The organism is Rhizobium sp. Root1334 (assembly GCF_001426665.1).
Lineage (GTDB): Bacteria > Pseudomonadota > Alphaproteobacteria > Rhizobiales > Rhizobiaceae > Pararhizobium.
Window position 1 is genome coordinate 296408 of the sequence record NZ_LMEY01000012.1, and the last position, 12102, is coordinate 308509.

A 12102-nucleotide genomic window follows, 5' to 3' on the forward strand; every position below is an offset into this window, starting at 1 on the left:
AGCCTCTCAGAGTGGCGCCAGGTCTCCTTGGCGCCATTCTTCCTGCGTCTCTTCCATGAAGGCGGCATAGCGGCCCTCCTCGATTGCCGTGCGGATACCTGCCATCAATTCCTGGTAATAGGCCAGGTTGTTCCAAGTCAGCAGCATGCCACCCAGGCTCTCGTCGGCACGCACGAGATGATGCAGGTAGGCGCGCGAATAGTCGCGTGACGCCGGGCAGGCCGACTGATCGTCGAGCGGCCGGGTATCTTCCGCATGACGGGCATTGCGCAGGTTGACGCGGCCGCGCCGGGTGAACGCCAGGCCGTGACGGCCAGCGCGTGTAGGCATGACGCAATCGAACATGTCGATGCCACGGGCCACGGATTTCAGGATATCATCAGGGGTACCGACGCCCATCAGGTAGCGCGGCTTTTCTACCGACAGTTCCGGGCACGTGATGTCAAGCATGTCGAGCATGACGGCCTGCGGCTCGCCGACAGCAAGGCCGCCGATCGCATAGCCCTTGAGATCAAGCCCAGACAGCGCCTGTGCCGAACGGACACGCAGCGCCGGCACATCGCCGCCCTGAACGATACCGAACATCGCCTTGCCCGGCTGATCGCCAAAAGCAGTCTTGCAGCGGTCGGCCCAGCGAAGCGACATTTCCATTGCGCGTTCAATATCAGTGGGTTCTGCCGGAAGTCTCACACATTCATCGAGCTGCATCTGGATGTCGCTGTCGAGCAAACCCTGGATTTCGATCGAGCGCTCCGGCGACATGTGATGCAACGCACCATCGACATGGCTCTTGAAGGTCACGCCTTTTTCGTCAAGCTTGCGCAGGCCCGCGAGCGACATGACCTGGAAACCGCCGCTATCGGTCAGGATCGGATAGGGCCAACGGATCAGCTCATGCAGACCGCCCAAACGCGCCACGCGCTCCGGGCCTGGACGCAGCATCAGGTGATAGGTGTTGCCGAGGATGATATCGGCGCCGAGATCGCGGACCTGATCGAGATACATCGCCTTGACCGTGCCGACGGTTCCGACCGGCATGAAGGCCGGCGTGCGGATTTCGCCGCGCGGCATCGATACCGTGCCGCGACGGGCCTTGCCATCAGTTGCCTTGATGTTGAACTGAAAAGTCTCGGTCATGTTGCATCCCGGAAAAGCAGGCTGGAATCGCCGTAGGAATAGAATCGGTAGCCGGTTTCGATGGCGTGCTCGTAAGCGCGCCGCATGGTGTCCATGCCACTGAAGGCCGAAACGAGCATGAACAGCGTCGACTTCGGCAGATGGAAATTGGTCATCAGCATGTCGACGGCGCGGAAACGATAACCGGGCGTGATGAAAATGCCGGTCGGGCCGGACCATGGGCGGATGTCGCCATTCTCCTCAGCGGCACTCTCGATCAGCCGCAGCGAGGTGGTGCCGACACAGACGATGCGCCCGCCCCTCGCCCTGACGGCGTTCAGCCGTTCGGCCACGTCAGCGCTGACATGGCCGATCTCCTGATGCATGACGTGATCGTCGGTATCGTCAACCTTCATTGGTAGAAACGTGCCAGCGCCCACGTGCAGGGTGACGAAATGGCGCTCGACGCCAAGCGCATCCAGTGCCTCGAACAGGCGATCAGTGAAATGGAGGCCAGCAGTCGGCGCTGCAACGGCCCCATGTTCGCGCGCGTAAACCGTCTGGTAGTCGGTGCGGTCCTGCTCGTCTTCGGGGCGCTTGGAGGCAATATAGGGAGGCAGCGGAATATGGCCGACGGCAAGGATCGCTTCATCCAGCGCCGGGCCGGAAAGATCGAACCGCAGCGTCACCTCGCCTGCGTCGCCTTTCTCTTCAACAGTCGCGTCCAGCGCGCCTGTGAGACAGGTGTTGGTGCCGTGGCCGAATTCGATGCGATCGCCGGGCTTGAGACGTTTGGCGGGGCGCGCGAACGCCTTCCAACGGTCGGCAGCGATACGCATATGCAACGTCAGGGAAACCTGCGTGACGACATCCTCGCCGCGGCGGCGAATCCCCTCCAGTTGAGCTGGAATGACCTTGGTATCATTGAAAACGAGAGCATCACCCGGACGAAGGAAGGATGGCAGATCCACGACGCTACGATCGATCAGCTGATCGCTTTCTTGCGGCTGGACAACGAGCAGCCGGGCGCTGTCGCGCGGGCTTGCGGGCCTCAGCGCTATATTATCCTCGGGGAGATCGAAATCGAACAAATCGACGCGCATCAAAACTCTTCTTTAAACGGCAAACCCGCCCCGGCGCCTTTTCCAGGCGATCCGGGACGGGTTTTGGCAATAGCCTGAATTAGGCGTTGGCGGCAAGTTTCATCGACACGATGGTGTCAGGATCCTTGACGGGCTCGCCCCTCTTGATCTTGTCGACATTTTCCATGCCGGAAATGACCTGGCCCCAGACCGAATACTGCTTGTTCAGCCATGGGCTGTCGGTGAAGCAGATGAAGAACTGCGAATTGGCCGAGTTCGGCATCTGGCTGCGCGCCATCGAGCACGTGCCACGCACGTGGCTCATGTTGGAGAATTCAGCCTTGAGGTCCGGCTTGGAGGAGCCGCCCATCCCGGCGCGGGCCGGATTGAAGTCCTTGCCACCGGTCTTGCCGTACTGCACGTCGCCGGTCTGCGCCATGAAGTCGTCGATGACGCGGTGAAACACGACGCCGTCATAGGCGCCTTCGGCGCACAGTTCCTTGATGCGGGCAACGTGGCCCGGCGCCAGGTCCGGCAAAAGCTGGATGACGACCTGCCCCTTGGTGGTTTCCATGATGATGGTGTTTTCAGGATCCTTGATCTCTGTCACGGCCTTCTCCTTCTTGTTAAAGCGGGCGTTTCAAAACGCGATTACTTGCCGACCTTGACGCTGATCATCCGGTCGGGATCGGTGACGGAACCGTTGTTGGCTTCGTCGCCCTTCTTGATCTTGTCGACATTGTCCATGCCTTCGACGACCTGTCCGACCACCGTGTACTGGCCGTTCAGGAAGTCACCGGGGGCGAACATGATGAAGAACTGGGAATTGGCGGAATTCGGGTCCTGGCTGCGGGCCATGCCGACCGTACCGCGCGCAAACGGTACCTTGGAAAATTCAGCCTCGACGTTCGGCTTGGACGAGCCGCCCATGCCGGCCATCTCCGGCTTGAAATCCTTCTCCATATTGCCGTACTGGACATCGCCGGTCTGAGCCATGAAGCCCGGGATGACGCGGTGGAAGGCGACATTGTTGTAATCGCCTGCTTCGGTCAGTTCCTTGATGCGCGCGACATGCTTGGGCGCAACATCCGGCATCAGCTCGATGACGACCGGGCCGTCCTTCAGCGTGATGGTGATGTATTCCTTGGCCTGGGCGAAGGCATTGCTGGTCAGGGATGCGAGGACAACGGCGCCTGCGAAAGCGAGTTGGAGAATTTTCATATGAGCTCCCATGGAAATAAAAGAAAACGTCAGGATTTGCGTTTTGCGTTCAGGGCCGCATGAACGGCCTTGGGTACGAAGGCGCTGACATCACCGCCCATGGCAGCGATCTGGCGAACCAATGTGGCGGTAATGGGCCGCGAGGCCGTACCGGCCGGAAGAAACAGGGTCTGGATATCCGGCGCCATTTGCCGGTTCATGCCCGCCATCTGCATCTCATAATCGAGGTCCGTGCCGTCTCGCAAGCCGCGGACCAGAAGCGAAGCGCCATGTTTTCGCGCGGCATCGACAACGAGATTATCAAAGGAAACGACCGAGATATCGGCGGCCCTTTCAGGAAGGAATTCCTTGAGCGACTGCGCAATGAGGGCGGCGCGCTCTTCAAAGGAAAACAGTGGCGTCTTGCCAGGATGAACACCGATCGCAACGATAACCGCCGACGCAACATTCAGCGCCTGCACCAGCACGTCGAGGTGGCCGTTCGTCATCGGGTCGAAGGAGCCGGGATAAAAAGCAGTGGTCATCGCGCCTGTTTCCATTTCGAAGCCTTGTGTCACGGTCTGCGGGCAATCGCAAGGGAGCACGCTTGCCGCTCCACGTGTTCCCTTTGGAACAGCAGCCCGATGACATGAACGCTAAATGAAGAGTGTGTTCAAGGTTGTTTCAAGGACGGGCTTGTACATCGTCAAGTAGAGAACGGAACTTTTTCCAGTCAAGGCCGTTTACTGGCTGAAAGGATCACCGCTATGGCACTTATTCTTCTGTCTATGACCATGTTCTTTGTCATGCTTTTTGCAACGGCAAACGCGATCAGAAACGAAGCGCGCAATGACGGGCCTCACCTTAATCGTACGCGTTTGTTAAAGTAGAGGATGAACTACAATGGCCATCACAATGATGATCATATCGGCAGTGATCAGTATCGTGTTCCTGGTCGATTTCGCCAAAACAATTTTCGAACTTCAGCGCGACAGAAGCGCAATGAAAGCAATGAGCCGCGACGCCGGCGGTTTCAGCGTGTGACATTTTCAAAGTTCCACAGCGACAACCTCCAGTGCCGCTGTCATAAAAGCCGGACGGTTCCCCTGCCAGTCCGGTTTTTCTTTGCCTTAATCAGCCCTGATGACGGCGGTTTGTATCACTGCTGCGCAAAGCCCGGGGTAAAAGAAAAAGCCGGGCGATGCGATCACCCGGCTTTTTGTAATAATGGGACGAAAGATTTTACTCTTCCGTTGCAGCCGGCGGATCGATGGCCGGAGCATCGTCATCCGGCGTCTCAGCCTGGCCCGCGGCGTCCTCGTCCTCTTCTGCTTCAGGCTCGCTGATACGCTCGACCGAGACGACCTTTTCGTCCTTGGCAGTGGAGAAGATGGTCACGCCCTTGGTGGCACGGCTTGCAAGCCGGATGCCGCTAACCGGAACGCGGATCAACTGGCCGCCATCGGAAACGAGCATGATCTGGTCATTGTCTTCGACCGGGAAGGCCGCGACCAGTTCGCCGATTTCTCCGGTCTTCGAGGTATCCGTCGCGCGGATACCCTTGCCGCCACGGCCCGATGTACGGAAGTCGTAGGTGGAGGAGCGCTTGCCAAAGCCCTTGACGGAGACCGTCAGCACGAACTGTTCGCGTGCCTTGAGTTCCTCATAACGGGCGTCGTCGAGCTGACCTTCTTCGGTGACTTCCTCGCCGACGAGCGCGATTTCCTCGTCCTCGCCGGTTGCCGCGCGCCGTTCGGCGGCAGCGCGTTTCAGGTAGGCTGCCCGTTCCCACGGCTCGGCATCGACATGGCCGACGATGGTCATCGAGATGATCCGGTCGCCCTCGCCGAGCGTGATGCCGCGAACGCCGATCGAGTTGCGGCCAGCAAAGACGCGAACATCATCAACCGAGAAGCGGATGCACTGGCCGAGTGCCGTCGTCATCAGCACATCGTCATGTTCGGTACAGGTTTCGACGGAGAGGATTTCGTCACCCTCTTCATCCAGCTTCATGGCAATCTTGCCGTTGCGGTTGACCTGGACGAAATCCGACAGCTTGTTGCGGCGAACCGTTCCACGCGTCGTCGAGAACATCACGTCGAGGTTTTCCCACGTCGCCTCATCCTCGGGCAGCGGCATGATCGTGGTGATGCGTTCGCCGGGCTCCAGCGGCAACATGTTGATCAAAGCCTTGCCGCGCGATTGCGGTGTACCGACCGGCAGGCGCCAGACCTTCTCCTTGTAGACGATGCCGCGCGAAGAGAAGAACAGCATTGGCGTGTGGGTGTTGGCAACGAACAGGCGCGTGACGAAATCCTCGTCGCGCGTCGCCATGCCGGAGCGGCCCTTGCCGCCACGGCGCTGGGCCCGGTAGGTCGCCAGCGGCACGCGCTTGATATACCCGAGGTGAGACACGGTGATGACCATATCCTCCTGGGCAATCAGGTCTTCGTCATCCATATCGAGACCGCCTTCGACGATCTCTGTGCGGCGCGGTGTACCGAACTCGTCGCGAACGGCAATCAGTTCGTCCTTGACGATGGTCATGATGCGAATGCGTGACGACAGGATATCGAGATAATCGCTGATCTCGGCGCCGATCTTGTTCAGTTCGTCGCCGATTTCATCGCGGCCAAGGGCCGTCAGGCGGGCCAGACGCAATTCGAGAATCGCCCGGGCCTGCTCTTCGGACAGGTTATAGGTGAGGTCCTCGTTGATACGGTGGCGCGGATCGTCGATCAGACGGATCAGGCTTTCGACATCCGATGCCGGCCAGCGGCGTGTCATCAATTGTTCGCGGGCGGTGGCCGGATCCGGCGCCTCCCGGATCAGCTTGATGATCTCGTCGATATTTGCAACGGCGATGGCAAGACCGACCAACACATGCGCGCGTTCGCGCGCCTTGCGCAGCAGGTATTTGGTGCGGCGGCTGATGACTTCCTCGCGGAACGCAACGAAAGCGCGCAGCATGTCGAGCAGCGTCATCTGCTCCGGCTTGCCGCCGTTCAACGCAACCATGTTGCAACCAAACGAGGTCTGCAGCGGCGTGTAGCGATAGAGCTGGTTGAGGATGACCTCGGCATTGGCGTCGCGCTTCAGTTCGACGACGACACGGTAACCCTGGCGGTCGGATTCGTCGCGAAGGTCGGAAATACCCTCGATGCGCTTGTCCTTGACCAGTTCGGCCATCTTCTCGATCATCGTCGCCTTGTTCACCTGATAGGGAACTTCGGTGATGATGATCTGCTCGCGGTCGCCGCGCATCGGCTCGATGGTGGCGCGGCCGCGCATGATGACCGAGCCGCGGCCCGTCTCATAGGCAGAACGGATACCGGAGCGGCCAAGAATGAAGGCACCGGTCGGGAAGTCCGGCCCCGGAATGATCTCCATCAGCTGCGGCAGTTCAAGGCCAGGCTCGTCAATCAGCGCGATACAGCCGTTGATCACTTCGATCAGATTGTGTGGCGGGATATTGGTCGCCATGCCGACGGCGATGCCGCCTGCCCCGTTGACCAGAAGGTTCGGGAACTTCGCAGGCACGACGGACGGCTCGCTCAGCGTACCATCGTAGTTGTCGCGAAAATCGACCGTTTCCTTGTCGAGATCGTCGAGCAGCGCATGGGCGGCCTTTTCAAGCCGGCACTCGGTATAACGTTCGGCCGCCGGCGGATCGCCGTCGATCGAGCCGAAATTGCCCTGACCGTCGATCAGCGGCAGCCGCAGCGACCAAGGCTGCGCCATACGGGCGAGCGCATCATAGATCGCCGAGTTGCCGTGCGGATGGAATTTACCCATCACGTCCCCGGTTACGCGGGCGCATTTGACGTATTTCTTGTTCCAGTCGATGCCCAGTTCGCTCATCCCGAACAGGATGCGCCGGTGCACGGGCTTCAGACCATCGCGGACATCGGGAAGAGCACGGCTGACGATAACGCTCATGGCGTAATCGAGATACGAGCGCTGCATTTCCTCCATGATGGAAATGGGCTCGATGCCTGGTGGGTTCTTGCCGCCGCCTGGTGTGCTTTGTTCAGTCAATTTCGATCACGATCTTTGTTCAGAATCAGACAGATTTTTATAGCCGAATGCGTTGGCGAGCGCCAATTTCGGGGCCGGGTTGTGAACAGCCTTTTAGGCTCATCGTCGCTCTTGCAGGCATTTGCAAGGCAAAAGCGGCTAAACGGTGAAGGACAGGTCTTTCATTCAGCGATCCCCTCGCCTAACAATTCATCAGACGGTCATCATAAACAAGGCCGCGAGGGGAATGGGATGTCTCATATCGACCTTTTGATCAATGCGCTGACCACGATCCTGGTCACCATCGATCCGCCCGGCCTTGCGCCGATCTTCCTGAGCTTGACTGTCGGCATGAGCCGTCAGGAGCGCTTTCTGGTGGCGCGGCGTGGCACGCTGATCGCTTTTTTCATCCTGTCGGCGTTCGCTTTGTTCGGAAGTAGTATACTTGGCCTGCTCGGTATTTCCATCGGCGCCTTCCGGATTGCCGGCGGCCTGCTGCTGTTCTGGATCGCCTTCGAAATGATCTTCGAGAAGCGCAACGAGCGCAAGGAAAAGACCGGCGAAACTGCCATCACCCGCGATCACATTCACAATATCGCGGTTTTCCCGTTGGCATTGCCGCTGATTGCCGGCCCCGGCGCCATCTCGGCGACGATCCTGTTGTCCGGTTCGTTTTCGGCAACCATCGACCGTGTGCAGCTGATCCTGGTCATCGCCTTCTGCCTGGCCGTCCTGTTTGCCTCGCTCGTCATCGCCGAACGCATCGACCGGTTTTTAGGCGTCACCGGCCGCGCCATCCTGACACGCCTGCTCGGCGTCATCCTCGCGGCCTTGGCGGTGCAGTTCGTCGTCGATGGCGTCAAATCGACAATGGGGTTGTGATCACGCTCGATTGTGGCAGGTCCCATTGACGAAAAAGGCCCGGTTTCCCGGGCCTTTTTGACTGTAGATCGTTTGGATCAGAACGGAATATCGTCGTCCATATCGCGCGAAAAATTCCCGCCGCTGCTGCTGCTGCTGCCGCGGCCCGATGGAGCCGAAGACGGGCGATCGTAGTCGCCGCCATAGTTGCTGGAACCGCCGCCGACATTGCCACCGTAATCCGAGCCACCGCGGCCACCACCGGCACCCTGTCCGTCACCACGGCCGCCGAGCATGGTCAGCGTCGAGTTGAAGCCCTGCAGCACCACTTCCGTCGAATAACGGTCCTGGCCATCCTTGTCCTGCCATTTGCGGGTCTGCAGCTGGCCTTCGACATAGACCGTCGAGCCCTTCTTCAGATATTGCTCAGCAACCTTGCAGAGACCTTCGTTGAAGATCACCACACGATGCCATTCGGTCTTTTCCTTGCGCTCGCCGGAATTGCGGTCGCGCCAGCTTTCCGAAGTCGCAATGTTGAGGTTGGCGATCGGCTTGCCGTCCTGCGTGCGCCGGATTTCCGGGTCTGCCCCGAGGTTACCGATCAAAATCACCTTGTTGACACTGCCTGCCATCTTGCTTTTCCCGCTATCCTGCCAGACCTTGCGGCCCGGCTTCCAAATTCAGAGCGCGCATCTTAGCGGCTGATGGCCAAGCATACGCCCCTTTGCATCCTGTCATCCACAACAGTTTTCAAAATTCGTTCTTTCTTTGTTCTAATAAATCCGTAATATCCTGTCAACCGACTCGGGAAGGCTGACTGTTTTTCGGATTGCGCCTCGACATGCGCTGTGCCGTACTTAAATAGAAGCTTTCAAATGCAGATACAAAGCTGGGCACGATGAGCAAACTCGAGACCATTTCCATCCGCGGCGCGCGCGAACACAATCTCAAGGGCATCGACCTCGATTTGCCGCGCAACAAGCTGATCGTCATGACCGGCCTATCGGGCTCCGGAAAATCGTCGCTTGCCTTCGATACGATCTATGCGGAAGGGCAGCGGCGTTATGTCGAGAGCCTGTCGGCCTATGCCCGCCAGTTCCTTGAGATGATGCAGAAGCCGGATGTCGACCAGATCGACGGCCTGTCCCCGGCCATCTCGATCGAGCAGAAGACCACCTCGCGCAATCCGCGCTCGACGGTGGGCACGGTCACCGAAATCTACGACTACATGCGCCTTCTCTTCGCCCGCGTCGGCGTGCCCTATTCGCCCGCCACCGGCCTGCCGATCGAAAGCCAGACAGTCAGCCAAATGGTCGATCGCGTCGTCGATTTCGGCGAAGGCACCCGTCTTTATATTCTCGCGCCGATCGTGCGTGGCCGCAAGGGCGAGTACAAGAAAGAACTTGCCGAGCTGATGAAGAAGGGGTTTCAGCGTGTCAAGATTGACGGGCAGTTTTACGAGATCGCCGAGGCACCGGCGCTCGACAAGAAATACAAGCATGACATCGACGTTGTCGTCGACCGTGTCGTCGTGCGCCCCGACCTGACGACGCGCCTCGCTGACAGTCTGGAAACCTGCCTGACGCTGGCCGACGGCCTGGCGATTGCCGAATTTGCCGACAAGCCGCTGCCGCCTGAGGAAACCGCAGCTGGTGGCGCGGCCAACAAGTCGCTCAACGAAACGCATGAGCGTGTGCTGTTTTCCGAAAAATTCGCCTGCCCCGTATCCGGCTTCACCATTTCGGAGATCGAGCCGCGGCTGTTCTCGTTCAACAATCCGTTCGGCGCCTGCCCGACCTGCGATGGACTTGGTAGCCAGCAGAAGATAGACGAAGCACTCATCGTCCCGGAACCCGACAAGACGCTGAAGAGCGGTGCCATCGCACCCTGGGCAAAGTCGTCATCCCCCTATTACAATCAGACGCTCGAAGCGCTTGGCAAAGCCTTCGGTTTCAAGCTGTCGAGCAAATGGACCGATCTTTCCGACGAAGCCAAGCACGCCATCCTACAGGGCACCGAGGAGAAGATCAGCTTTCATTACGAGGACGGCGCCCGCTCCTACAACACGACCAAGAATTTCGAAGGCATCGTGCCCAATCTGGAGCGGCGCTGGAAGGAGACCGACAGCGCCTGGGCACGTGAGGAAATCGAACGCTACATGTCGGCAGCCCCCTGCCCGTCCTGCAACGGTTTCCGCCTGAAGCCCGAAGCACTCGCCGTTAAGATCAACAAGCTGCACATCGGCGAAGTCACGCAGATGTCAATCCGCGTCGCACGCGACTGGTTCGACGTCCTGCCTGAACATATGAACGCCAAGCAGAACGAGATCGCGGTGCGCATCCTAAAGGAAATTCGCGAGCGGCTGCGCTTCCTCAACGATGTCGGGCTGGAATATCTGAGCCTCTCGCGCAATTCCGGCACCCTGTCGGGCGGCGAAAGCCAGCGCATCCGGCTCGCCTCACAGATCGGCTCCGGCCTGACTGGTGTACTCTATGTTCTCGACGAACCGTCGATCGGCCTGCACCAGCGCGACAACGCCCGCCTGCTCGATACGCTGCGGCATCTGCGCGATATCGGCAATACGGTGATCGTCGTCGAGCATGACGAGGATGCGATCATGACGGCCGATTATGTCGTTGATATCGGTCCGGCTGCCGGTATTCATGGCGGCGAAGTGGTGGCACAAGGCACGCCGCCGGAAGTTCTTGCCAATCCGAACTCGCTGACCGGGAAATATCTCTCCGGCGAACTGTCGGTCGCGGTTCCGGCAGAGCGGCGCAAGCTGAAAAAGAAAAAGGAAATCACGGTCGTCGGCGCCCGCGCCAACAACCTGAAGAACGTCACGGCGTCGATCCCGCTCGGCGTGTTCACGGCTGTCACCGGCGTGTCGGGCGGCGGCAAATCAACCTTCCTGATCGAAACGCTCTACAAGGCAGCCGCCCGCCGCATCATGGGTGCGCGCGAAAATCCGGCCGAGCATGACCGGATCGACGGGTTCGAGCACATCGACAAGGTCATCGACATCGACCAGTCGCCGATCGGCCGCACGCCGCGCTCCAACCCGGCCACCTATACCGGCGCGTTCACGCCAATCCGCGACTGGTTTGCCGGCCTGCCGGAAGCCAAGACCCGCGGCTATCAGCCGGGCCGCTTCTCCTTCAACGTCAAGGGCGGCCGTTGCGAAGCCTGTCAGGGCGATGGCGTCATCAAGATCGAGATGCACTTCCTGCCGGATGTCTATGTCACCTGCGACGTCTGCCACGGCAAGCGCTACAACCGCGAAACGCTCGACGTGCATTTCAAGGGCAAGTCGATCGCCGACGTGCTCGATATGACCGTCGAGGAGGGCGTCGAGTTCTTCGCCGCCGTTCCCGCCGTGCGCGACAAGCTGCAGGCGCTGCAAGGCGTTGGCCTCGGCTATATCAAGGTCGGGCAGCAGGCCAACACCCTGTCGGGCGGCGAGGCACAGCGCGTCAAGCTAGCCAAGGAACTGTCTAAGCGTTCGACGGGCCGCACGCTCTACATTCTCGACGAACCGACCACCGGCCTGCATTTCCATGACGTCGCCAAGCTTCTGGAAGTGCTGCACGAACTGGTCAACCAGGGCAATTCGGTCGTTGTCATCGAGCACAATCTCGAAGTCATCAAGACAGCCGACTGGGTGATCGATTTCGGTCCGGAAGGCGGTGATGGTGGCGGCGAAGTGATCGCCGCGGGTACGCCAGAAGATATCGTCAAGGAGAAGCGCTCCCATACCGGCGCCTTCCTCAAGGAACTTCTGGAGCGGCGGCCGATCCGCAAGATGGCGGCGGCGGAATAAGGGATA

The 12102-nt window shown here is 59.5% G+C and carries 10 protein-coding genes; 3 read left to right on the forward strand and 7 right to left on the reverse strand.

The window, feature by feature from the left end; all coding sequences use genetic code 11:
* Nucleotides 1-6: 6 nt before the first annotated feature.
* From tgt to coaD, 5 genes are all read right to left on the reverse strand, one after another.
* Nucleotides 7-1137, reverse strand: coding sequence for a tRNA guanosine(34) transglycosylase Tgt (gene tgt, locus ASD36_RS15535; protein WP_060505409.1), 1131 nt, complete (start codon nt 1135-1137; stop codon nt 7-9).
* Entirely contained in the window at nt 1134-2219 is a 1086-nt protein-coding gene (gene queA / locus ASD36_RS15540; RefSeq protein WP_060505408.1) for a tRNA preQ1(34) S-adenosylmethionine ribosyltransferase-isomerase QueA, read from the reverse strand. The genes tgt and queA overlap by 4 nt, the downstream gene beginning before the upstream one ends.
* A 79-nt stretch (nt 2220-2298) precedes the next feature.
* Nucleotides 2299-2808 (reverse strand): peptidylprolyl isomerase, encoded by a 510-nt coding sequence (locus ASD36_RS15545; RefSeq protein WP_060505407.1) that lies wholly within the window; start codon nt 2806-2808, stop codon nt 2299-2301.
* Nucleotides 2809-2849: 41 nt separating this feature from the next.
* On the reverse strand, nt 2850-3419 hold the full coding sequence (locus ASD36_RS15550) for a peptidylprolyl isomerase (protein WP_060505406.1): 570 nt from the start codon (nt 3417-3419) through the stop codon (nt 2850-2852).
* 29 nt (nt 3420-3448) lie between these two features.
* Entirely contained in the window at nt 3449-3943 is a 495-nt protein-coding gene (gene coaD, locus ASD36_RS15555; RefSeq protein WP_060505405.1) for a pantetheine-phosphate adenylyltransferase, read from the reverse strand.
* A 358-nt stretch (nt 3944-4301) separates the two neighbouring features.
* Between coaD and ASD36_RS30650 the strand changes: the two genes are divergently transcribed.
* Nucleotides 4302-4442 carry a hypothetical protein gene (locus ASD36_RS30650; protein WP_156393872.1) on the forward strand — a complete coding sequence of 47 codons (141 nt, stop codon included), beginning with the start codon at nt 4302-4304 and terminating at the stop codon, nt 4440-4442.
* Nucleotides 4443-4640: 198 nt separating this feature from the next.
* Here the strand turns inward: ASD36_RS30650 and gyrA are convergent, their stop codons facing one another.
* Nucleotides 4641-7436, reverse strand: coding sequence for a DNA gyrase subunit A (gyrA, locus tag ASD36_RS15560; protein ID WP_060505404.1), 2796 nt, complete (start codon nt 7434-7436; stop codon nt 4641-4643).
* Nucleotides 7437-7667: 231 nt separating this feature from the next.
* On the opposite strand from gyrA, the gene ASD36_RS15565 reads away from it, so the two are divergent.
* Nucleotides 7668-8297, forward strand: a complete 630-nt coding sequence (locus ASD36_RS15565) for a MarC family protein (RefSeq protein ID WP_060505403.1) — start codon at nt 7668-7670, stop codon at nt 8295-8297.
* A 77-nt stretch (nt 8298-8374) separates the two neighbouring features.
* On the opposite strand, the gene ASD36_RS15570 is transcribed toward ASD36_RS15565, so the two are convergent.
* Nucleotides 8375-8908 (reverse strand): single-stranded DNA-binding protein, encoded by a 534-nt coding sequence (locus ASD36_RS15570; RefSeq protein WP_060505402.1) that lies wholly within the window; start codon nt 8906-8908, stop codon nt 8375-8377.
* A 266-nt stretch (nt 8909-9174) separates the two neighbouring features.
* Here ASD36_RS15570 and uvrA point away from each other — a divergent pair, with 266 nt between their 5' ends.
* On the forward strand, nt 9175-12096 hold the full coding sequence (uvrA, locus tag ASD36_RS15575; RefSeq protein WP_060505401.1) for an excinuclease ABC subunit UvrA: 2922 nt from the start codon (nt 9175-9177) through the stop codon (nt 12094-12096).
* The last annotated feature ends 6 nt before the right edge of the window (nt 12097-12102 follow it).